The following is a 23,033-nucleotide window of genomic DNA, read 5'->3' on the forward strand; positions in this document are numbered from 1 at the left end:
TGATGGGAGAGCATGTTCAAGAGTGGATTCTAAATGTTCAGATAAAGACATAAAAAAATGAGCGTATTTACATACACTCATTTTTACTACATTTTACTAAAATTTGCTTAACTGACTGGCATTACCCTTAGGCGCTTTTTTTATTGCAGAATTTATGCAGTCTTACGTAGGTCTTTACGCAGGATTTTACCTACGTTCGATTTCGGTAATTCATCCATAAATTCAACATAACGTGGGCGTTTATAACCGGTCAGGTTTTCTTTGGCAAAGGCCAGAACTTCTTCAGTCGTCAATGAAGGATCTTTCTTCACAACGAACAGTTTTGGCACTTCACCTGATTTTTCATCTGGTACACCAATTGCAGCCACTTCCAGTACTTTTGGATGTTTCGCCACGACTTCTTCAATTTCAGAAGGATAAACGTTAAAGCCAGATACCAAAATCATGTCTTTCTTACGGTCAACAATCTTCACATAGCCTCGTGAATCCATAACACCAATGTCACCTGTACGGAAGAAACCATTAATCATCACTTTGTCGGTTTCATCTGGACGGTTCCAATAGCCTTTCATGACTTGTGGACCACGGATTGAAATTTCACCCTGCTCGCCCAATGCTACTTCATTGCCGGCATCATCCAGAATTGCCACTTCAGTTAATGGCAATGGAATACCAATCGTACCGCTGAATTCTTCAGACGCTGGCGGGTTCGCGGTAGCCACCGGTGAAGTTTCAGATAAACCGTAACCCTCAATGATGTTGGTGCCAGTCACTTTTTTCCAGGCTTCCGCTGTAGATGGTAATACAGCCATACCACCGCCCATCGCCATTTTCAATCGGCTGTGATCAAGCTGTTTAAACTCTTCATTGTTCACAAGTGCATTGAATAAGGTATTCACCGCAGGGAAGAAAGTTGGTTGATATTTGCGTAATTCTTTCATTACCGCAGGTAAGTCACGCGGGTTTGGAATCAATACGTTTGCCTGACCTTTATACATCCCGTAAAGCGCGCACACCATAAATGCAAAAATGTGATACAGCGGCAATGCACAGAAAATACGGTCATCTGGCTGACCATCTTGCGCACCAAATTTACTTTGGAAAATACCATCGCATTGCAGCATGTTTGCCACTAGGTTACGGTGGGTCAGTTCTGCACCTTTAGATACCCCTGTCGTACCACCGGTATATTGCAGTACTGCCGTATCGCTTAGAGTCAGGCTTGGACGCTTGTAGTTGCTGACATTGGCTTTCGACATGGCCGCATTAAACTTGACATGACCCGGAAGGTCCCACGCCGGAATCTGTTTACGCACTGAACGTAAGACAAAGTTCACCAACGTACCTTTTAAGGTGCCTAGCATGTCACCCACAGAGGCAACCACGACGTGCTTGACTGGGGTTTTACCCAGAATCGCCTGATATACAGAAGCGAAGTTTTCAATAATCACCAGCACTTCTGCGCCAGAGTCATTTAACTGATGCTCAAGTTCACGTGAGGTATACAGCGGGTTTACATTCACCAGCACCAGACCGGCACGGAATACACCCAATGCCACCACTGGATATTGAAGAACGTTTGGCATCATCACTGCAACACGTGTGCCTTTGGCCAAGCCCAGACCTTGCAAATAGCTTGCAAATTTACGGCTTGCTTCTTCCAGTTCAGCAAAGGTCAGCACTTTATCCATAAAGATAAAGGCATCACGTGAACCAAACTTCTGGAAATTACGTTCAAAGATATCAACCAGTGACGTATTCTCCGGTGGCAACTCTACAGTTTCTGGAATCCCTGTCTTTCGGTATTCTTCAAACCAAATTTTTTCCATAATGCCAATCTCTCCAATCAGTAATCCTTAGTATTCAACTGTTTTATACACTGCCGCACTTCATTTTTTGGCTTGTTTATGTACAGCAGTGGATCCATTTTCACGAATTCGATTCATATATAACGTATTTTATGTAAACAACGCTAGTCTTATCTCTGAATCAACAGTTTATTTGCTTTTTGATATCCCCGTGGTAAAAGCTGTCCCTTAGTTCCTCTCTTACCGATATACTTCTGCAAGTCATCACCTTTTAATTTTAACTGCTGTTGTCCTGCAAACACTTGAATTATTTCATCTAAATTTAGCATTGTCATGGATACAATCTGATCTTTCGGTTCAAGTTGTATCAATTTATTACCTTTACCTTTGTTCAGCACCGGTAATTCTGCCAGATCAACAATCAGTAAACGGCCGGCAGAACTGAGTAGCGCAACATGACTGAACTGCTCAATAGTTTGCAGATTCATCACGCTGGCGCCTTCAGACAGGCTCAGGAAAGCCTTACCGGCTTTGGCATTGGTATCCAGCTGTTTGGCTTGGGTTTTAAAGCCATAACCTTTGCTGCTCATGACCAGAATTTCAGCCTGATCTTCTGCCACAAACACCTGTTTAAAGCCGACCCCGCTGGCCGGTGATAAACGTGAACTGAGCGGTTCACCCAAACCACGCGCCGATGGCAGGCTGTTAATGGCCACACCATAACTGCGTCCAGTGTCATCCAGCACATAGGCACGCTGGTTGGATTTGCCTTGGGCGTGACTTAAATACTGGTCACCAGCGCGGAAATTCAGGTTTTCGGCATCGACATCATGGCCTTTGGCACAGCGAATCCAGCCAGCTTCAGACAGCACCACGGTTACCGGATCAGCCGGCAGCATGTCCTGTTCATTAATGGCAGTGGCTTCAGCGCGCTGCACGATTGGTGAACGGCGGTCATCACCAAACTTTTTGGCGTCGTCTTTTAACTCCGTAATAATCAGGTTTTTTAATGATTCCGGATTGGCCAACTGTTCACGAATTGTGGCAGCTTTGGTCTCGAGTTCTTCCTGTTCGCGACGGATTTCCATTTCTTCCAGTCGGGCCAGATGGCGCAACTTGAGTTCCAAAATGGCTTCAGCCTGAATCTCATCAATACCAAAGTGCGCCATCAGCTCTGCTTTGGGATGATCTTCTTCGCGGATAATGCGGATCACGGTATCAATGTCTAAATAGGCAATCAGCAAGCCGGCCAGAATATGCAGGCGTTTTTCAATCTTGTTCAGATGATATTGCAGGCGGCGTGTGACGGTATGTTTACGAATCTCGATCCATTCCAATAAAATCTGGCGAATCGATTTCACCTGTGGACGACCATCGGCACCAATCATGTTCATGTTGACCCGATAGCTTGATTCCAGATCGGTGGTTGCAAACAGATGGCTCATCACCGCATCGGCATCAATCCGGTTGGAACGCAGCACAATCACCAGTCGGGTCGGATTTTTATGGTCCGATTCATCCCGTACATCGGTCACCAGCGGCAGTTTTTTGGCCTGCATCTGGTCGGCAATCTGGGTGATGACTTTTGAGCCAGACACCTGATACGGCAAATCACTGATAACAATTTCATTTTTTTCAATGGTATACACCGCACGCATGCGATAACTGCCGCGTCCAGTGGTCTGAATCTTTAACAGTTCATCTGGCGGGGTAATTACTTCAGCCCGGGTCGGTAAATCCGGACCAGGAATATATTCTGCGACCTTGCTATCGCTTAAATTCGGATTACGGATCAGGGCGATGGTGCCTTTAATGATTTCGCGCAAGTTGTGCGGCGGAATATCGGTGGCCATCCCCACGGCAATGCCGGTGGTGCCATTGAGCAGGATATTTGGAACCCGTGCCGGCAAGGTCACTGGCTCTTTTAGGGAACCATCAAAGTTGTCCTGCCAGTCGCAGGTGCCCTGACCGAGTTCAGACAGTAACAGGTCACTATATGCGGATAATTTGGCTTCGGTATAACGCATTGCGGCAAAGGATTTTGGATCATCCGGTGAACCCCAGTTGCCCTGCCCTTCAATAAATGGATAACGATAGCTAAACGGCTGCGCCATTAACACCATGGCTTCATAACAGGCCGAGTCACCATGCGGATGGTACTTACCCAGCACATCACCGACCGTACGTGCAGATTTTTTTGGTTTACTGCTTGGCTTGAGACCCAGCTCGCTCATGGCATAGACGATACGGCGCTGTACCGGTTTCAGGCCATCGCTGATATGAGGCAATGCACGGTCCATAATCACGTACATGGCATAGCTGAGATATGCTTGTTCAGTAAATTCTGCTACGGAACGGTTTTCTGTCGCATGATGCGCGAGGCTTGTCATAACAACCTGTAATCCTAAATTAATGCGTTATAGTTTTGACGTTCTTATGCTATGCCGCAGCCGCGGCCAGCACAAGGGTAGCCGATCACACTCTGCGACAATTTATGTCTTATGGCGTAAAAATATCCATTTTAGGCGCGTCAATCAACTGAAAAATACACAAGTCTGACTGCGCGTTGAAAAACATATTCCAGAAATAAAAAAGATGCGCCGGCACAATAGCCAGCGCATCTTGCATTGTCTGTATGAGCGGCTGCTTATAAACCAATCGACTCCAGGGTCTTGCCGCGGGTTTCCTCACCCAGCAGCACAATCACCAGTGCCACGGCCAGCAGCACCGCGGTAAACATCATAAATACATAGCTAAAGCCGTTGTGCATCACCATCATCTGGGTCACCACCAAAGGCGCAACAATACCGCCCATACGGCCCACCGCCGAAGCCCAGCCGGAACCAAAGGCACGGATATTGGTTGGATACTGTTCCGGCGTATAGGTATAAAGCACACCCCAGGCGCCTAGGTTAAAGAAGGACATCAGGCAACCCCAGAACACGATCATGCCGACGCTGCTGGCCTGTCCAAAGAAGTAGGCTGATACCGCACACAGCCCAATAAAGCCGGCCAGTGTGGCTTTTCGGCCAAGTTTTTCTACCAGCCAGGCCGCCGCAATATAACCCGGCAACTGCGCCAGAATCATGATCAGCACATATTCAAAGGACTGCACAATAGTATAGCCTTCCTTGACCAGCAGACTTGGCAGCCAGGTAAAAATGCCATAGTAGGAATAGACAATGCCGAACCAGATCAGCCACAGCATGAGGGTACGGCGTGCAAATGGCCCCGACCACAGCTGGGCAAAGGAAATATTCTGTTTGGCTGCCACCGGTTTCACTTCCAGCTGTTCAATCACCTCGACGCCGCAGCGACGTTCCAGACTTTGTACTAGTTTGTGCGCTTCTTCGACCCGGCCGCGGTTAATTAAATACGGCACCGATTCCGGTACTTTTTTCCAGATGACCCAGGCATAGAGCGCCGGCAAACCACCAATTAAAAAGGCCATATGCCAGTCAAAGGTCGGAATCACAAAATAAGACACCAGCGCCGCACAGAGCCAGCCCAGCCCCCAGAAGCTTTCCAGCAGCACAATAAAACGGCCCCGCACATGCGCCGGAATATATTCACTGACCAAAGTCACCGCAACCGGCAACTGCCCGCCCAGCCCTAAACCGACAATAAAGCGGAAAAACAGTAACCAGCTTAAATTTGGGGCAAAGGCACAGGCCGCTGTGGCCAGGCTATAAATCACCAGGGTCGTGGCAAATACGGTTTTACGCCCAATCCGGTCGGCCAACCCGCCGGAGAACACCGCACCAATGGCCATGCCAACAAAACCAATTGACACCACCCAGCCTTTTTCTGCCGGGCTCATTTGCCAGTCTTCCGCCATTTTGGCCAGAATAAAGGAGATTAAACCGGTATCCATGGCATCAAACATCCAGCCCAGTCCGATGACCCATAGCAAGGTATAGTGGAACTTACCAATCGGTAAGCGTTGTACACGAGAAACTAGATCCATAATAAACGCTCTGACAGGGTGGAGAGGAAAACGCGGATGGCGCGCCTGGTTATTGTTATGACAACAGCAATCAGCTTTGATTTTAAAGACAATGACCGCTCTCTGGATAGCGGTCATGCCGTTTAATTTATAGGAGATTTGTGGCTAGGAGGCATCTTTGGATGAGGCCGACTGCTCATCATCATCCTTATAAATGAATTTTGGCATTTCCAGACCAAAATAGATCGCAATTAAACGTAAGGTAAAACCAAAAATCAGCGTGGCGATAACAGTTAGTTCTAGCGACAGGCCAATTTCAATACAGACCCAATAGCAGATCACCGACACAAAAGAGATACTGGCATACAGCTCACGGCGGAACACCAGCGGCACATCATTACACAGAATATCACGCAGAATCCCGCCCGAGACGCCGGTCAGCACACCGGCCACCGCCGACACCACAAAACCGTGGCCCATTTCCAGCGCAATCTGGCAGCCAATAATGGTAAAGCCAATCAGGCCCAAGGCATCCAGCACCAGGAAGATGGAACGCAGATGGCGCATCCATTTGGCAATTAAAATGGTGACAAAGGCTGCCGCGCAGGTCAGGACCAGATATTCCGGATGCTTGACCCAGGTTAAAGGATAATGGCCCAGCAATACATCACGTACCGAGCCGCCGCCCAGTGCGGTGACACAGGCAATCAGGGTCACCCCGAACCAGTCCATGCTTCGCCGTCCTGCCGACAATGCACCTGTCATTGCTTCTGCAGTAATGGCAATAATATAAATGACCAACAGCAACATGAACTGCCCTTCTTTCACTAGGGGAATTGATGCGCGTTATCATAAGCGAAAATACGGCAAATGTTATAAAAATTGCGCACAACATTGCTTAAATTTCTTGCCCGAACCGCAGATACAGGGCTGTTTCATGGTAATCTGCTGATCGGTGGTCGGATCAAGAAAATACCACGCACCCTGATGTTTGACGAAATGCGATACTTCATGATGTATCTGCGGCTGGTTGCCATCATGATAATAGGCCTTGAATTCGACCTGGGCATGGCTTTTGTCCAGCTTTTCCTGAGCACTTACGATTTCCAGTTTTAACCACTGGTTGGCGCTGCTCCAGTCCCGAATAGCGGCCACATCCAGAGCCTGCTGCTGACCAAGTGCGGTGGTTTTGACAATATAATCAATCTGCTGCAAGGCAAAGGCACTATAGCGTGAACGCATTAGCTGAGCGGCAGTTTGGGCCTGCTGCTGACCTAAATGCAAAGGCTGGCAACAACTGTGATAAAACCCAGCGCCACAAGGACAAGGCTGTTCTGACATAAATTTTTTCCAAAAAAATAGCCTGACAATGCAGGCTATTTTAACGGAACTGAACCAGAAAACAGGAATATTCTGAGTGCTACTCGGCTGGCGGCTGCGGCAGCACATGCACCTTCTCGATTTTATGCCCGTCCATGGTGACCACTTCAAAAATATGATCATCGGCCAGCAGACGTTGGCCATTTTCCGGCAAACGGCCGAGATGGAACAGGATATAACCCGACAGGGTCGAATATTCTTCCAGCTCATTAACCAGATCACGACCGAGCAATAACGAGACATGGCGGATATCAGTCGAGCCATCCAGCATCAGGCTGCCATCTTCCAGGGTTTCTGCAACCGCGTCGAGGGTATCTTCATCCGGAAATTCACCGGCAATGGCTTCCAGCACATCAATCGGGGTGACCACACCTTCAATCGAGCCATATTCGTTCAGCACAATTGCCATTTGCAGCGGCGCCTGACGTAGCTGTTCCATCACCATCAATACCTGCGCATTTTCATGCACAATCACCGGTTCGCGCAGATGTTTTTCAAAATTCAGTACGCCGGTTTCAATAAATTCATTCATGACCTTATGGGTCAGCACCACCCCGGCAATATTGTCCAGCTCGCCATGCACCACAATTAAACGTGAATGCGAGGTATTCATCAGCTGGGCCTGAATGCTATCCTGGTCTTCATCTAAATCCAGCCATTCTAGTTCCGGTCGCGGGGTCATCACCGATTTTACCGGACGCTCGGCCAGACTGAGTACGCCCTGCACCATCACGGTATGGTAAACGCTGTTCTCTTCGGCAAAGACTTCATCGGCAAAAGCACGTGTGGCCAGCACTTCTTCCGGACTTGGATGCTCCGGTTCCGGCCCGTTCGGTTTGCCGCCGAGCATCCGCATCACCGCGGAAGCAGTGCGATAACGCAGGTCAGTGGTGGTGACCATTTTTTCCTGATTTTTGCGCATGGCTTGGTTCAGGAACTCGATCATCACCGAGAAACCAATCGCGGCATATAAATAGCCTTTTGGAATGTGATAACCGAAACCTTCCACCACCAGCGAGAAACCGATCATCATCAGGAAGCACAGGCACAGAATCACCACAGTTGGATGTTTGTTGACAAAATCCATCAGCGGTTTAGAGGCCCAAAGCATAATACCGATGGCAATGGTCACCGCGATCATCATCACCGACAGCTCTTTGACCATACCGACCGCGGTAATCACACTGTCGAGCGAGAACACCGCATCCAGCACCACAATCTGCACAATCACCATCCAGAAAGTGGCGTGTACCGGATTTTCTTCTTTCAGCTGCGGCTTGCCTTCAATACGCTCACGCAGCTCCATGGTGCCTTTAAACAGCAGGAACACCCCACCAAACAGCAAGATCAGATCACGACCCGAAAACGGATGATCAAAAATATGGAACAGCGGATTGGTCAGGGTGACCACCCAAGCAATTGAAGCCAGCAGAATCAGGCGCATGCCTAAAGCCAGAATCAGCCCGACCACCCGCGCGGCATTACGCTGTTCTGGCGGCAATTTTTCAGCCAGAATGGCAATAAACACCAGGTTATCAATACCCAGCACAATTTCCAGAATAATCAGGGTCAGCAAACCCACCCATGCGGCTGGATCAGACATCCATTCAAAAATCATGGGCGATGCTCCACGAGTATCGTTTTGGCTGTGCGACAGCCAAGGCCGGCTGTTTCAAAACCTGGGGAATGAAAGGGAAAAGAAAAGAGATTAAAAGCGGCTGTTGTTGTATGGTGCAATAGTGTCCACTACCCATGACGGTTCTATTGTTGTCAAACACAATTTCAGTATAGAAAAGATTGGCGCCAGAATCACTCTTTTTTTGGCCTGATCACGGTTGTGCTGCATGCTTTAACAATTCTTTGCAATCACACTGCACGGCGCTGGCATTGTTTGTCATATTTTTTGCATAAGCTAGAGCAGACAAAAAGAACATGTTAAGGTGAAACAAGAATCATGAATAGCGTAGTAAAAATGACTGATAATTTAAAATATCCTTCTCCTAAAACAACACAACCTTTAATTGCTTTATATTGCGGCTCACGTTCTGGAAATAAACCGGTGTATCAGGAAAAGGCCGTGGCACTGGCACGCCGTCTGGCGGAAAATGGCTTTGGTCTGGTCTATGGCGGCGCCAGTATCGGTTTAATGGGTCAGGTCGCCGATGCCGTGGTTGATCACGGTGGTGAAACTGTAGGTGTGATTCCGGAATTTATGCTGGATTATGAAATTGCCCATCATCGTCTGACCGAATTGCATATTGTACACAGCATGCATGAACGTAAAGCCCTCATGGCCGAACGTGCCAGCGCCTTTGTGGCCTTGCCGGGCGGACTGGGCACCTTTGAGGAAATTCTGGAAATTGCCACCTGGGGCCAGTTGAACCAGCATCAAAAACCGATGATGCTCTATAACGTCAATGGCTTCTATAATGCGCTAATTGCCCAACTTGACCATGCCGTGACTGAAGGCTTCCTGCCGCCGCAGCACCGCGCCAAGCTGATTATCTGCAATCATGCCGATGAAATCCTGACTGCCTTGCATAATCTGGATGCCCCACAGCACGTTGCCATTTAAAGCGCTTGAACCCAAAAATCCAGAAAGAAAAAAGCGAGCCGAAGCTCGCTTTTTTTGTACTTGATGTTCAGTCCAGGCTTAGCCTGAAATCAGGTTATAGAACCATGGCAAAGTGGTCGCCAGGAATACCGACATGGCCAGACCAAACATCAGTTTCATCGCATCTTTGCTGACATTGCGTGAGGTACGGTATTTGCTGACCCCGTTCACAATCATTGAGATGGCAAATTCACGACCGGCCAACAGACCCAGGAATACCCAGGTGGTACTCATCGGGATATTGCTCCACTCTTTGAAAACCAGCAGGATCACTGCATAGATAAAGTCCACGATGGTCGCAGCACGTACATCGGTAACATCGGTTTTGGTATCGACAATCTTCTGGATGGCACCACCACGCTGGTACAGAATAACCCCCAGCAAGATCACAAAGACCGTAATGGCAAACATCAGGAATTCAAACGGTACCTGACGCGGCACATACACGAAGATGTTGGCCAGATCCTGAATCAGCCACTGGCTCCACAGGAAACCGGTAGATAACCATTGTAGAATCACCCATTTGGTCGAATGTTCCTGATCTTTGGTCTGGTTGAAGTACACCGTCATTTTGTTAGCCACAAAACGATAGATGATCAGCGCCGCCAGGAAGGCCACGGCATAGCCCATCATGGATTTGACCATCATCGAGCCCAAGCTCGCAGGAGAGAAGATGGTCAACACCAGGAAGGTGGTACTGACCGGAATACCATATTTGGTCAGTAGCAACAGTAAAACCGGCGGCACAATATACAGCCAGGTAATTCCACCTTCAGGGAACGGAATGGTTTCCAGTCGCCCATAAGAGGCATCACCGACGCCCGATGCATACCAGCCATAGACCAAGACCACAACCAGGATACTGCTGATATACACCCACAGTACCCACCAAGGACGATGGGAGTTAGAAGAAATAAAAGTCCCTAAGGTTTGAGGTACATCATTTCCGACAATAGAATAGGCCGCCAAACAGAAGCCGATTACCATTAAAAGTTCAATTGTCATAAGAACAAAGCCTATGTTCAAAAAGGGAACACCACCCCCTATCGGGCTGGCATTAGCTTAAAATGATGACAATACTATTTCAGTTCTATGACATTTTAGTGACAATAAAAATTTAAAATAAAAAAAGAGCACCGTAGTGCCCTTTCTCTTTTTTGCTCACTTATTTCAGGTTCAGCTGATATACCGCGGTGCTGCCGCTGACTTCATTGCCCACCACCAGTAATGGCTGGCCATTAGGCGAGTCCTTTGCCTCAATAAAGACCAGACCTTCCGGGCCTAAATCACCGGCCTGCCCCAGCTCAATTTGTTCAGTGCTCGCACTCATCTCACGGCTATTCAGATACTGCACAAAACTTGGTGCAGATGGAGTCGATACATCATAGACCATCACCCCGCCAGCACGTTCCAGACCAATAAAGGCAAAGGTTTTGCTGCCAATCTGGCCCAGCGTCACGCCTTCAGGTTCAGGGCCTTTGTTGTCACTGCGGTTATCCATGCCTGCTTCTTCATGGTTGGCATTGAAAATTTCCGGATGATGCTCGGCAATGTACTGCTCAAAATCATCCCCTGAATCCCAGACCCGTTCCAGACCGTTTTGCGCGCTATTTTCTGTCCAGATACTGACCGAGCGTGCACCAAAACTATAAAGATGGTCATATACCAGATTGCCGCGTTCATTCAGCTTTGGCGTACCATCGGCATTTTTCTGGTAGCCTTCAGTCCAGGTAATATTCAGACGACCCAGCAGATGATCTTTACGGCAGTCACCAGCATTGCCTGCCGTGGCACCGCAGTAACCAAAATTATCCGGATTCAGCTCGGCACCTTTGGCCAGCTGGCTTAAGTGTGCCGGTAAATCATCGCCTAAACGGCGGGCAAAGCCATCGGCATGTACCAGATGTTTCACTCGCCATTCTTCAACAAAACCTTTGCTGGTGTCGTTATTAAAATATTCTGGTGTGTCTTCGCCCCAGGCGCGCGCATCGCCTTCATTGGCGGTCACGATATAGGTTTTGCCGGCCACATCAAAGCTGGCAATTGCATCTGGCATATACAGACCGCGCACATTGGCCCAGGTCTGGATCTTAATACTGCCCGTTCCATCAACACCATCGGCATCGCTGACATCCATGCCATTGCCGTCCAGACCATGGTCTTTAAAGCCCAATGGATACACCGCCAGTACTTTGGCATTGACCACATCAATTTTGGCCAGCGCATTGTTTTCCTGCAATGCAGCCCAAGCCGTTTTGCCATCTTGCGATACCGTAATATATTCCGGTTCAAAATCCTGCGCCGCGGTCGCATTTGGCCCGAAAATACGCACGCCCTGGGCACGCAGCGCCGCTTCCTGTCCATTAAAGGCTTTAAAGTCTGCAGTGCGGACCACAGGCGCTGTTAAATTACTCAGCTGAATCACGGAAATTGAACCTTCCGGATCAACCTGATAATCATCAGATGGCTCACCTTCATTGGCCACCAGCAGGGTTTGACCATCCGGGCTAAAAGTCAGCATATCCGGTAAGGCACCGACCTGCACATGCGCCAGTTTGCTCAGATCTTTGGCCTGATACAGCGCCACATAACCCGGATCGGTTTTGACGGCAGCCTGAATCGCAATTGCCACAATACCGTTATGCACCGCGACACTGTTTACTTCTGCGCCTTCGGCAATATCATGGACCTGAATCTCGGCAATTTTAACCGGCTGATTTGGCTGGCTTAAATCGAGTACATCCAGCACCCCGGCCTGCGCATTGACCACAAACAGACGTTTGCTGGCGGCATCATAGGCCGGAATTTCTGCGGCACTTTCTGCAAAAATGCCCGACTGATAGGCCCCAATTTTGCTCAGTTCAATGGTATTTGGGGTTGGATCGACCGGTGCGGGACTGACCTGATCATCATCACTGTTACACGCTGCCATTCCCACGGCCAACATGGCCACCCAAAGTGATTTCAATTTTAATTTCATAGGTTTAATTTGATAGTGTTTAGAATATGAACAATTTATAAACATCCGGTTGCAGTGCCATGACGTTTTGATTGCAGTTTTCTGACAGGGTCAGGCCGTCACGCGGCAACGCTTTAGATACGACATCCGCGCCAGATTGTTTTACACTAGGCAAAATTCCACCATGCCCGCTAATTATGACTGCCACGCCAACCCATCAAGCCCTGCAACCCGAATTCAGATTGTTAGTGCTCTTGGTGTCGATTGGCTTTTTTATGCAGGGCCTGGATACCACCATCATCAACACCGCGTTGCCGGCCATTGCCGAGAATTTGCAGGAAGATCCGCTGCGAATGCACAGCGTGGTGGTGGCCTATGTATTGTCAGTGGCGGCCTGTATTCCCTTGAGTGGCTGGCTGGCCGACCGTTTTGGCGTGCGCAACACCTATTTTTCCGCCATTGTGATTTTCACCCTGGCCTCCATTGGCTGTGCCTATGCCAGCAGCCTGAATGAACTGCTGTTTTACCGGGTACTGCAAGGCATTGGCGGTGCGTTCTTATTGCCAGTTGGTCGTCTGGCGATGCTAAAAATCATTCCCCGCACCCAGTTTTTATCGGCCATGAGCCTGATGAGTCTGGCCGGTCTGATCGGCCCCTTAATTGGACCTACTTTGGGCGGCTGGCTGGTGGAAGTCGCCTCATGGCACTGGATTTTTCTAATCAATCTGCCGATTGGCATTTTAGGGGTCTTGATTACTTTTAAAGCCATGCCAAATATTACCGAGCCGAGCGTGCCGCAATTTGATTTCTGGGGATTTATCCTGTTATTGATTGCCATGGTCGGGCTGTCACTGGGCATTGAAAACGTGGCCAGTCCGCTGTACTCGCTGTGGTGGAGCATTGCGCTGGTCCTGCTCGGTCTGCTGAGTGCCGGCCTGTATGCCTATCATGCGCATACCCATCAGAATGCCCTGTTTCGCAGCAAGCTGTTCCGGCACCGGATTTATGCAATCGGGATTCTTGGGAACTCGATTGCCCGGCTGGCCGGCAATTCAATTCCCTTTTTACTGCCGCTGATGCTGCAACTGGCCTTTGGCTTTGAGCCCTTTGTGACCGGCCTGATGATGATTCCGACCGTACTCGGTTCGCTGGCCTCAAAACCGATTATCCGCCAGCTGATTCAGCGCTTTGGTTATCGTCAGGTACTGATCACCAATACCTTGCTGGTCGGGGCCTGTATCGCCAGTTTTGCCCTGACCACGGCCGACACCCCCATCTGGCTACGTGCGCTGCATTTCTTTATTTTTGGTCTGCTTAATTCACTGCAGTTTGTGTCCATGAACACCCTGACCCTAAAAGATTTGCCGCAGCAAGATGCCAGCAGCGGCAACAGTTTCCTGTCGATGATCATGATGCTGTCCATGAGTATTGGCGTGGCCTTGGCCGGAACGCTGGTCAACCTGTTTAGTGCCTATTGGGGACCGGAACAGGTGGTCGCAGCCTTCCATGCCAGCCTGATCTGTCTGGGCAGTATCAACCTGCTGGCTGCAATGATTTTCTGGAAAATTCCAAAAAACACCCCGGTCTAAAGCCGCGTAGAACGCTAGCCGCCGCGCAGGCTTCGCGTTATGATCAAAATTGAACCCTGAAGATCTGCCTTGCCTATGTCTGCACGCCCTGCCCGCCGTTCTGTCCAGCCCCTGACTTATGCTGCGGTGGCCATCTGCGGCGTGGTGCTGATGGCGGCCTTGCTGTATTGGGGCGTTCTGCATACCCGGCCAGCCACCGCACAGGACTATCCGATTCAGGGCTTTGATGTTTCGCATCATCAGCAGCAGATTGACTGGCACAGGATTTCGCCGGAAAAATACCGTTTCGTCTATTTAAAAGCCACTGAAGGCGGCGATTTTAAAGACCGTAAATTTCAGGATAACTGGCTGGCCGCGCATGAACAGGGCTTTCTGGTCGGCGCCTATCATTTTTATCGGCTGTGTCGTAATGGTCAGGTGCAGGCACAGAATTTTATCGACAGCGTTCCGAAACAGGCCAACAGCTTGCCACCAGTGATTGATCTGGAATACGACAGCAACTGCATCAACACCTATACCCGGGAACAGTTGCTGCATGAAATTGGGGTGATGCATGACGCGCTGCAACAGCACTATGGCAAACAGCCGATTTTTTACATTTCCAGGAATTTTTATAATATTGTACTGGTCAATCAGTTCCCGCAGGTGCCGCTGTGGGTACGCGAATATCAGGGTAAACCGGCCTTAAGCGGTAATCCCGACTGGCTGTTCTGGCAATATAGCAATCGTGGCCAGATTACCGGCATTGCCACTCCGGTCGATCTGAATGCCTTTTATGGCGATGAACAGGACTGGCAACAGTTTCTTAAGGCCAACCAGATTGTGGAACCATCTAAAAATAGCGTGGATACAACCCCTTAATACTCATACCAACAAGATAAAAATAAAAGCTGACAGGAATATTGTGCGAATGACACTGAAATACAAAATTTTGTCAGGTCTGCTTGGCCTGATGTTACTGCTGATTGCACTCATCATCTATATGCTGCAGCCCTCCGGCAAAGTGCAGGATTTCCAGCCATGGCTGTATCAGCCGGCAGCAACCGCACCAGCGGGCTACACGGTCAAATTCTTTGGTGTATCGACCTTACTGTTTGATGATGGCCAGCAACAGCTGTTGATTGATGGCTTCTTTAGCCGGCCGAGTCTGAGTCAGCTGATGTTTGGTCAAATTAACAGCCAGCCAATCGTAATTGAACATGCGATTGAGCTCCATCAATTGCAACGAACGCAAGCCATTCTGGTGACACACTCGCATTATGACCATGCGCTGGATATCCCTCTACTTGGCCAATTGCTGCCGCAGGCTAAAATTATTGGTTCCCGAAGCACGCTGAATATTGCCCGTGGTGCTCACTTGCCCGAAAGCCAGTTACAGCAGCTGGCACCTTTACAACCGATGCAGATTGGCAACTTTACTGTCACCGCTTTCCCGTCCCAGCATACTCCGCCAACTGCAGTGAATAATGATCTGGGTGAGGAAATCCAGCAGCCACTGAGCCTGCCGGCACGGTTTTCGGAGTTTAAAGAAGGCCATAGCTTTGACTATCTGATTGAATATGAAGGTCATAAAAGTCTGGTCAAGGCCAGCACCGGTTTTATTCCCGAACAGCTCAAACAGCTACAGGTCGATCATCTGTTTCTGGGCATTGCCCAGCTGTCCAGGCAACCGGAACAGTATCAGCAGCAGTATCTGGCAGAAACCTTGCAGCGCCTGAAACCCAAGGTGCTGATTCCCATCCATTGGGATGATTTTTTCCAGCCGCCAGAACAGCCACTACAGTTTTTACCACATCTGGCCGATAATACCCCGAAGAGTCTGAATACCGTGATCAAGGCCGCAGCACAACAGCAAACCCAGGTGCTGCTGCTCGATCAACCGTATGCTTATCCGCTAATGACAGCCACGGATGTCGCGCGTTAAGATGGTGCCATGAGAAAAATCATTCATATTGATATGGATGCTTTCTATGCTTCGGTCGAGCTAAAAGAGCGTCCAGAATTACAACATCTGCCGGTGGTGGTGGCATCACATCATCCGCGTGCAGTGATTGTGGCCGCGTCCTACCCGGCACGGGTGTTTGGGCTGCGCTCAGCCATGTCGATGAGTCAGGGCCGGAAACTATGCCCGCAGGTAATTGTACTGGAACCGAATTTTCAGAAATACCGGGAAGTGTCGGCACAAATCCATCAAATTTTTCAAAAATATACCGCGATTATTGAACCGCTGTCGCTCGATGAAGCCTATCTGGATGTTAGCGAAAACCTGCAGCAACTCCCCAGCGCCACAGAAGTGGCAATGCGCATCCGCGAAGATATTTTTCAAACCACCGGCCTGACTGCATCTGCCGGCGTGGCACCCAATAAATTTCTGGCCAAAATTGCCTCGGACTGGCATAAACCGAATGGCCTCTGCGTGATCAAGCCTTCGCAGGTGCAGACCTTTATTCAGGATTTACCCTTAAAGAAAATTCCGGGCGTGGGCAAGGTCATGCAGGAAAAGCTGAAGGCCTTGGGTCTGGAAACCTTGGGCGATCTGCAACAGGTCGAAGAAGGCCTGCTGATTCAACGTTTTGGCAAATATGGCAAACGCCTGTTTTTATATGCACAAGGCATTGATGAGCGCCCCGTTCAGGCCGAACGCAAACGCCAGCAGATTTCCAAAGAAATCACCTTTGATGATGATTATGTCCTCAGCCAATGCACGCCCTACTGGCCACAGCTGCTGCAACAGGTCTGGGCCAGTCTGGAAAAAAAGCAGCTCTGTGCCCGCGGCGTGTCAGTCAAACTGAAACTGAAAAACTTTCAGGTGTTACAGCACAGCAAAAGCTTTCAGCATATTTTTACTCATCCGCAGCAGCTGGCACAGGCGTTACAGCTATTAATTGAGGAAATGCATATTTCGCCCCAAGAAAAGTTCCGGCTGATTGGCGTGGGGGTTTATCAACTGTCTTCACCAGCACAGCAGCCGCAGCTCAGTCTACTTTAGGCTTAAAATTGTGCAGGAATTGATCAAAAGAATAAAAATGATACAAAATGCGCTTCACAATGGGCAAAATTAGAGTAATCTATCTGCGCAATACATTTATCCATGTATGTGCTGAGATGCTGAAAATCACCTTTACTTTCAGCATGCTGTCCTGTGATTGGCGTGATGATCTATCCGAATATTACAGGACAACTCTGACGTTCCCATGGATGGCTGTATCGTCTCCCGCCTCGTTGTACATTCTTCTTTTTATCTGATTTTCTATCGCATTATCCCGATCTATTCCCTTCAGATCACCGGCTTTTTGCGTCCTAAAATTCCCATTTTTCAAATCAAAATCGCCACAAGATTGATGGATTTCTGTACCAACTCCGGCAGCGCTGGTGTTCTGTACTGGCGCTTCATGGCAATATAGTCACATTGCCAGAGCAGCCAAGGTGCTGCTTGCCCATCTACAGGATTTTGTTATGACCGTACAACGTTTACATGTCGCACAGCGCTATTCAGAAATTGCCATTTCAGGCCATCTGGTGCATTTGGCCGGCCAGCTGGCAGAAGACACCAGCCTGGATATTCGCGGTCAGACCCGCCAGACCCTTGAGATAATTGACCGTTTACTGGCTGAAGCCGGCACCGATAAAAGTCATATCATGTCAGTCATGATTTTCTTAAAAGATATCGAGCAAGACTATGCAGCCATGAATGAAATCTGGGATGCCTGGGTCGCCGATATTGAAGCGCTGCCCCGTACCTGTGTGGAAGCCAAGCTGTATCAGCCCGAAGTCCTGGTTGAAATGACTGTGGTCGCGGTTAAACCATAAAAATTTGAGATAAAAAGCATCTGTTTAGATGCTTTTTTTCAACCCAACGCGCCCATTCTGCGCGCTGAGGCCGGATAGAACGCCAATTTCTTTTTTGGCAGATCAAGCGCCTCCAGATTTTCAGCGCCCTCCAGTAACCCAAATTCTTCACGCAACTGCTGATATTCCGGCACCTGATCAAAGCTGATTACGGTATAACCGGCCATCCGCAGCAATTCATTCTGATACTGAATATGCTGACGTTTTAAGGTCAGGGTATCATCCAGGGTAATCACGGCCAGTACCTGATAAGCATCATCCAGCACCACAAAGTCCGCCACCATATTGCGGTATTTATTGCGGGTACGCGGCAGTTTGGTGGTCAGTAGCGCATCAAAAGACACATGGGTCAGCACGGTATGGGTCGGTAAAATTTCTTTCAGCCGGGTATAGGTCAGCTGCTCATTCAAACTGAAAATAGCGCGGCGTTTCAGGGTACTGTCGGTCTGGCGTTTGGCCTGAATGGCATGCCTGGCTGCCATGATGAGCAACCCTGCCAGAATAAGACTTGTGAGAATAATATAAACAGTCATGAGGTTAATCCTTTAATACTCTATTCTTATAATTTATTCGGTATCTCACCGATTATTTTTCAAATACAAGTATAACGTTTTGCTTATTATAAATAGGTTAAATTTAAGAAACTTAAAGCAATGCTGACGAAAGATGCATAAACACTGACAGTCTGTTGCAGAGCAAGTTTCCAGGAAAAACCATCTCCTTGTTTTTCCTCAAGCTAATGTATACCAACTTTTATGAGCTTCACAATTCTTTTCAAACCGATTGTCTGACAAATCCGACAAAATGAGAACCAGAAAAAGGACGCACTTGGCGTCCTTTCCTGATTTAAGCACGAGATTTTGGCTTAGACTTACCTTTGGCCTTTGCACCGCCAAATGGACGTTTTTCGCCGGTTTCACGTGGAGGCAAACCGGTATGCTGGGTCAACATCTGGCCTTTTTTCGGACGATTCGACTGACCCTGATTTTGCCCTTGGCCACGGTTGCCAGGCTGACCGGTACGTTTCTGTGAATCTCCGGCCAGGGTCGAGTTTTTCTTACGCCCTGACTGGTACTGCCCTTCCGTACCTTGCGGCTGATAGGTTGGAATCAGATGCTGCTTGGAATTGCCAATCAAATCGGCACGGCCCATCTCTTTTAAAGCCTCACGTAACAATGGCCAGTTGTTTGGATCATGGTAACGCAAGAAGGCTTTGTGCAGACGACGACGTTTCTCTCCTTTCACAATATCGACATCTTCGGTATAACGCGCCACTTTGGCCAGCGGGTTTTTACCGGTGTAATACATGGTGGTGGCGGTGGCCATTGGCGATGGATAGAAGGTCTGTACCTGATCGGCACGGAAACCATTCTTTTTCAGCCAGATCGCCAGGTTCATCATGTCGTAGTCGGTGGTGCCCGGATGCGCCGCGATGAAATACGGAATCAGATACTGTTCCTTGCCGGCTTCCTTGCTGAAACGATCAAACATTTGCTTGAAGCGGTCATAGGTACCAATACCGGGCTTCATCATCTTCGATAACGGACCTTTTTCGGTATGTTCTGGTGCAATCTTCAGATAACCCCCAACGTGGTGGGTCACCAGTTCACGCACATATTCCGGATTCAGTACCGCCAGGTCATAACGCAGACCGGAACCAATCAAAATCTTTTTAATGCCTTTAATTGCACGTGCTTTACGGTACAGCTGGGTCAGTGGTGCATGATCGGTATGCAGGTTCTGACACACGCCTGGGAATACACAGGACGGCTTACGGCAGTTCTTTTCAATTTCCGGATCTTTACAGTGCAAGCGGTACATGTTAGCGGTTGGACCACCTAAGTCCGAGATAATCCCGGTAAAGCCCGGTGCGGTATCACGGATTTTTTCCACTTCACGCAAAATCGACTCTTCCGAACGGTTCTGGATGATACGGCCTTCGTGTTCGGTAATCGAACAGAACGTACAGCCCCCAAAACAGCCACGCATGATGTTCACCGAGAACTTGATCATGTCGAACGCCGGGAAACGTGCATCGCCATAAGACGGGTGTGGCAGACGTGCATATGGCAGGTCAAACACATAGTCCATTTCTTCAGTGGTCAATGGAATTGGTGGTGGATTAATCCAGACATCACGCTCGCCGTGTTTTTGCACCAAGGCCCGTGCGTTGCCCGGGTTGGTTTCCAAATGCAGAATACGGTTGGCATGTGCATACAGTACCGGATCATTGACCACGTCTTCAAAAGATGGCAAACGAATAACCGCCAGTTCACGTGGTGGCAGTTTATGCTTAATGGCTTTTGAGGCCGGTTGCAGCTGAACAATCTGCGTATCGGCATCCAGATTGTCGCCTTCACGGACAATCGGATTGGCTACTATTTCTTTCTGGAAATTCTGGTACTGGCTTAAGCTGTTACCCTTTTCTTTTTCAACTTCACAGCCATCAATATCTTCGGTCATCACATAGGGGTTGATGATCGGATCGACACGGCCAATGGTATCGACATCATTGGAGGCGATTTCGACAAACTTGGCTTTGGCCGCACGGTTATGTTTATTGATAATAAAGGCAGTACCGCGCACATCGGTGATATCGGTAATTTTTTCGCCTTTAGCCAGACGGTGCATCACTTCAATAATGGAACGTTCACCATTACCATACATCAATAAATCGGCTTTTGAATCCATCAGAATTGAACGACGGACTTTATCTGACCAGTAATCATAATGCGCAATACGACGCAGTGAACCTTCGATCCCGCCAAGCAACACCGGCACATCCGGGAAGGCTTCACGACAGCGCTGGCAATACACGGTTGCAGCACGGTCTGGACGTTTGTTCGGGACATTGTCTGGTGAATAGGCATCATCCGAGCGGATTTTGCGGTCCGCGGTATAACGGTTGATCATCGAGTCCATATTGCCGGCGGTGACGCCCCAGGCAATATTCGGTTTACCTAAGGCACGAAAGGCCTCGACATTGGTCCAGTCAGGCTGCGCGATAATTCCGACCCGGAAACCTTGCGCTTCCAGCACACGGCCAATAATACCGGATACAAAAGATGGATGATCAATATAGGCATCGCCGCAGACCAGAATAAAGTCACAGCTATCCCAGCCGAGTTGGTCCATTTCCTCGCGTGACATCGGCAAAAATGGCGCGGGTTCAAAACATGACGCCCAATATTTGTCGTAATCAAACAACGCTTTCGGCGCGGTTTGAGCGGTATAAGCAGTAGACATGGCTAGCAATTCTCGGCTGGCAGATGGAAGATCAGAAAAGATCGAAAGATGAAAGCCGAGTATTTTAGCATGAATTCCAAGTGGCTTGCTTGATTATAATTTATACAAAATCAAGTTTTTAATTTTTAATCTGTGCCGTGGGTGCAGTGCTGCTTAATTTTTTCAGATATAGGGTCAATATCAGGCCCAACAACAGCAGACTTGCGATAAAGATCAATAAGCCAGGCCAGTCCCAGCGCTCCCAGATCAGACCGCTACCACTGCCGAGCACGCTCGAGCCCAAGTAATAGCAGAACAGATATAAAGATGAACCCACCGCCCGATACTGTAATGATTGCACCGTCACCCAGCTGCTACAAAGAGAATGTGCTGCAAAAAAAGCAAAGGTAAAAATCAGCAGCCCGACTAACACGACCGCCAGCTGATTCAGTAACATTAGCGCCAGACTGGCCCACATCACCAGCAGCATCAACGGTAACACTTTTTCCCGGCCAAACTTTTGTCCCCACTGTGCTGCCCGTGGTGAACTGTAAATTCCAGCCAGATAGGCCACAGAAATCAGCCCGATCCAGGTTTGTGGCAAAGCAAAAGGCGCATCCAGCAGATGATAGCTCATGTAGTTAAATACCGAGACAAAGCATCCCATTAGAATAAAGCCCTGAAGAAACAGAATTCTTAATTTTGGATCGGCCAGATTTTTGGCAAAGGCCTGTTTAAAACGCGATAACTGAATCGGATAGGACTGGAAATTCCGGGAATTGGGCAACAGCCAGTAAAACAGAATCGCAATCGCCAGGTTAATCACACCAATGATTAAAGTTGCATGTTGCCAGGAAATAAAATCCACCAGGACTCCGGCAATTAAACGGCCACTCATGCCGCCAATTGCGGTGCCTGAAATATATAAGCCCATGGCAAAGCCAACATCTTTGGCCGCAATTTCTTCGCCAATATAGGTCATTGCCACCGCGGCCACCCCACTGACTGCCATGCCAATCAGGACACGGGTGCTGAGAAAAAATGACCACTGTGGCAATAAGGCACTGGCTATTAACAGTAAGGCCGCAGAGAACAATGCCACGACCATAATCGGTTTACGCCCGACCCGATCTGAAATCAGGCCGGTAAATAATAGAGCGGCGGCCAAAGCAAAGGTCGAAAAAGATAAGGGAAAACTACTTTGGGTCGGACTGACCTGAAAGAACTGGGCCAGAATCGGCATCATCGGTTGAACACAGTACAAGGCAGAAAAGGAGGCAAAACCGGCCAAAAACAAAGAGAGAAGAATGGCCTTAAACTGAGGAGAATCGTGCTCAATTTGCTGAGTCTGGCTTTGGGAATCTGACATATACACTCCAATTATGTTATGAGTATACGCCGGTTCCGGTTAAATGGGAGGCTTCAATTTCAACCGATTAAAAGCTTATTTAAACGGAGAGAACAGTCCTCGAAAAATTCCACTTTCTTAAGCACATAAATTTTCTGCATAAAAAAATCCCCCTGCTGTTTAAGCTAGGGGGATTTTGAATAATGAGCTGGCGATGACTTACTCTCACATGGGTAACCCCACACTACCATCAGCGCTAAGAGGTTTCACTTCTGAGTTCGGGAAGGGATCAGGTGGTTCACTCTTGCTATTGTC

Annotated in this window: 17 protein-coding genes and 1 rRNA gene; 6 read left to right on the forward strand and 12 right to left on the reverse strand. The window is 48.7% G+C overall.

Features of this window, described 5'->3' with window-relative positions; genetic code table 11:
- Positions 1-152 precede the first annotated feature (152 nt).
- From FTU86_RS12470 to FTU86_RS12495, 6 genes are all read right to left on the reverse strand, one after another.
- On the reverse strand, positions 153-1,829 hold the full coding sequence (locus tag FTU86_RS12470) for an AMP-binding protein (RefSeq protein WP_160241713.1): 1,677 nt from the start codon (positions 1,827-1,829) through the stop codon (positions 153-155).
- A 149-nt stretch (positions 1,830-1,978) separates the two neighbouring features.
- Positions 1,979-4,198, reverse strand: coding sequence for a DNA topoisomerase IV subunit A (gene parC / locus FTU86_RS12475; protein ID WP_160241714.1), 2,220 nt, complete (start codon positions 4,196-4,198; stop codon positions 1,979-1,981).
- Between the two features lie 257 nt (positions 4,199-4,455).
- Positions 4,456-5,775 carry an MFS transporter gene (locus tag FTU86_RS12480; RefSeq protein ID WP_005181520.1) on the reverse strand — a complete coding sequence of 440 codons (1,320 nt, stop codon included), beginning with the start codon at positions 5,773-5,775 and terminating at the stop codon, positions 4,456-4,458.
- Positions 5,776-5,919: 144 nt separating this feature from the next.
- Complete coding sequence (locus tag FTU86_RS12485) at positions 5,920-6,564, reverse strand: trimeric intracellular cation channel family protein (RefSeq protein ID WP_005181518.1); 645 nt, start codon at positions 6,562-6,564, stop codon at positions 5,920-5,922.
- A 63-nt stretch (positions 6,565-6,627) separates the two neighbouring features.
- Positions 6,628-7,095 (reverse strand): YchJ family protein, encoded by a 468-nt coding sequence (locus FTU86_RS12490; RefSeq protein WP_160241715.1) that lies wholly within the window; start codon positions 7,093-7,095, stop codon positions 6,628-6,630.
- 79 nt (positions 7,096-7,174) lie between these two features.
- On the reverse strand, positions 7,175-8,752 hold the full coding sequence (locus tag FTU86_RS12495; protein ID WP_075167841.1) for a TerC family protein: 1,578 nt from the start codon (positions 8,750-8,752) through the stop codon (positions 7,175-7,177).
- 336 nt (positions 8,753-9,088) lie between these two features.
- Between FTU86_RS12495 and FTU86_RS12500 the strand changes: the two genes are divergently transcribed.
- Positions 9,089-9,709: a TIGR00730 family Rossman fold protein gene (locus FTU86_RS12500; protein WP_160241716.1), complete on the forward strand. Its 621-nt coding sequence runs from the start codon at positions 9,089-9,091 to the stop codon at positions 9,707-9,709.
- Between the two features lie 78 nt (positions 9,710-9,787).
- On the opposite strand, the gene FTU86_RS12505 is transcribed toward FTU86_RS12500, so the two are convergent.
- A complete protein-coding gene (locus FTU86_RS12505) occupies positions 9,788-10,753 on the reverse strand; it encodes a hypothetical protein (RefSeq protein ID WP_045795363.1) in 966 nt (321 codons plus the stop codon).
- A gap of 160 nt (positions 10,754-10,913) precedes the next feature.
- Positions 10,914-12,728, reverse strand: coding sequence for a choice-of-anchor I family protein (locus FTU86_RS12510; RefSeq protein WP_160241717.1), 1,815 nt, complete (start codon positions 12,726-12,728; stop codon positions 10,914-10,916).
- A gap of 176 nt (positions 12,729-12,904) precedes the next feature.
- Between FTU86_RS12510 and mdtD the strand changes: the two genes are divergently transcribed.
- The 5 genes from mdtD to FTU86_RS12535 all read left to right on the forward strand — a co-directional run bounded on the left by mdtD (position 12,905) and on the right by FTU86_RS12535 (position 18,106).
- Positions 12,905-14,296 (forward strand): multidrug transporter subunit MdtD, encoded by a 1,392-nt coding sequence (mdtD, locus tag FTU86_RS12515; protein WP_005181486.1) that lies wholly within the window; start codon positions 12,905-12,907, stop codon positions 14,294-14,296.
- Between the two features lie 75 nt (positions 14,297-14,371).
- Positions 14,372-15,157: a GH25 family lysozyme gene (locus FTU86_RS12520; RefSeq protein WP_160241718.1), complete on the forward strand. Its 786-nt coding sequence runs from the start codon at positions 14,372-14,374 to the stop codon at positions 15,155-15,157.
- Positions 15,158-15,206: 49 nt separating this feature from the next.
- Entirely contained in the window at positions 15,207-16,220 is a 1,014-nt protein-coding gene (locus FTU86_RS12525; protein ID WP_180037044.1) for an MBL fold metallo-hydrolase, read from the forward strand.
- 9 nt (positions 16,221-16,229) lie between these two features.
- Positions 16,230-17,285, forward strand: coding sequence for a DNA polymerase IV (gene dinB, locus FTU86_RS12530; protein ID WP_016659727.1), 1,056 nt, complete (start codon positions 16,230-16,232; stop codon positions 17,283-17,285).
- A 467-nt stretch (positions 17,286-17,752) separates the two neighbouring features.
- On the forward strand, positions 17,753-18,106 hold the full coding sequence (locus FTU86_RS12535) for a RidA family protein (protein ID WP_005181474.1): 354 nt from the start codon (positions 17,753-17,755) through the stop codon (positions 18,104-18,106).
- A gap of 38 nt (positions 18,107-18,144) precedes the next feature.
- On the opposite strand, the gene FTU86_RS12540 is transcribed toward FTU86_RS12535, so the two are convergent.
- The 4 genes from FTU86_RS12540 to rrf all read right to left on the reverse strand — a co-directional run.
- Complete coding sequence (locus FTU86_RS12540) at positions 18,145-18,627, reverse strand: DUF2726 domain-containing protein (RefSeq protein WP_373683661.1); 483 nt, start codon at positions 18,625-18,627, stop codon at positions 18,145-18,147.
- 364 nt (positions 18,628-18,991) lie between these two features.
- Positions 18,992-21,391 (reverse strand): YgiQ family radical SAM protein, encoded by a 2,400-nt coding sequence (locus FTU86_RS12545; RefSeq protein ID WP_180037043.1) that lies wholly within the window; start codon positions 21,389-21,391, stop codon positions 18,992-18,994.
- Positions 21,392-21,509: 118 nt separating this feature from the next.
- Positions 21,510-22,739 (reverse strand): MFS transporter, encoded by a 1,230-nt coding sequence (locus FTU86_RS12550; protein WP_045795355.1) that lies wholly within the window; start codon positions 22,737-22,739, stop codon positions 21,510-21,512.
- Positions 22,740-22,924: 185 nt separating this feature from the next.
- A 5S ribosomal RNA gene (rrf, locus tag FTU86_RS12555) occupies positions 22,925-23,033 on the reverse strand; the annotation flags it as partial.

The organism is Acinetobacter sp. YH12155, from assembly GCF_013418255.1.
GTDB lineage: Bacteria > Pseudomonadota > Gammaproteobacteria > Pseudomonadales > Moraxellaceae > Acinetobacter > Acinetobacter indicus.

What these genes read in the sequence shown, in the direction of transcription:
- FTU86_RS12470 (WP_160241713.1), bottom strand. Translation starts at nt 1,829, where the DNA reads ATGGAAAAAATTTGGTTTGAAGAATACCGAAAGACAGGGATTCCAGAA.
- parC (WP_160241714.1), bottom strand. Translation starts at nt 4,198, where the DNA reads ATGACAAGCCTCGCGCATCATGCGACAGAAAACCGTTCCGTAGCAGAA.
- FTU86_RS12480 (WP_005181520.1), bottom strand. Translation starts at nt 5,775, where the DNA reads ATGGATCTAGTTTCTCGTGTACAACGCTTACCGATTGGTAAGTTCCAC.
- FTU86_RS12485 (WP_005181518.1), bottom strand. Translation starts at nt 6,564, where the DNA reads ATGTTGCTGTTGGTCATTTATATTATTGCCATTACTGCAGAAGCAATG.
- FTU86_RS12490 (WP_160241715.1), bottom strand. Translation starts at nt 7,095, where the DNA reads ATGTCAGAACAGCCTTGTCCTTGTGGCGCTGGGTTTTATCACAGTTGT.
- FTU86_RS12495 (WP_075167841.1), bottom strand. Translation starts at nt 8,752, where the DNA reads ATGATTTTTGAATGGATGTCTGATCCAGCCGCATGGGTGGGTTTGCTG.
- FTU86_RS12500 (WP_160241716.1), top strand. Translation starts at nt 9,089, where the DNA reads ATGAATAGCGTAGTAAAAATGACTGATAATTTAAAATATCCTTCTCCT.
- FTU86_RS12505 (WP_045795363.1), bottom strand. Translation starts at nt 10,753, where the DNA reads ATGACAATTGAACTTTTAATGGTAATCGGCTTCTGTTTGGCGGCCTAT.
- FTU86_RS12510 (WP_160241717.1), bottom strand. Translation starts at nt 12,728, where the DNA reads ATGAAATTAAAATTGAAATCACTTTGGGTGGCCATGTTGGCCGTGGGA.
- mdtD (WP_005181486.1), top strand. Translation starts at nt 12,905, where the DNA reads ATGACTGCCACGCCAACCCATCAAGCCCTGCAACCCGAATTCAGATTG.
- FTU86_RS12520 (WP_160241718.1), top strand. Translation starts at nt 14,372, where the DNA reads ATGTCTGCACGCCCTGCCCGCCGTTCTGTCCAGCCCCTGACTTATGCT.
- FTU86_RS12525 (WP_180037044.1), top strand. Translation starts at nt 15,207, where the DNA reads ATGACACTGAAATACAAAATTTTGTCAGGTCTGCTTGGCCTGATGTTA.
- dinB (WP_016659727.1), top strand. Translation starts at nt 16,230, where the DNA reads ATGAGAAAAATCATTCATATTGATATGGATGCTTTCTATGCTTCGGTC.
- FTU86_RS12535 (WP_005181474.1), top strand. Translation starts at nt 17,753, where the DNA reads ATGACCGTACAACGTTTACATGTCGCACAGCGCTATTCAGAAATTGCC.
- FTU86_RS12540 (WP_373683661.1), bottom strand. Translation starts at nt 18,627, where the DNA reads ATGGCAGCCAGGCATGCCATTCAGGCCAAACGCCAGACCGACAGTACC.
- FTU86_RS12545 (WP_180037043.1), bottom strand. Translation starts at nt 21,391, where the DNA reads ATGTCTACTGCTTATACCGCTCAAACCGCGCCGAAAGCGTTGTTTGAT.
- FTU86_RS12550 (WP_045795355.1), bottom strand. Translation starts at nt 22,739, where the DNA reads ATGTCAGATTCCCAAAGCCAGACTCAGCAAATTGAGCACGATTCTCCT.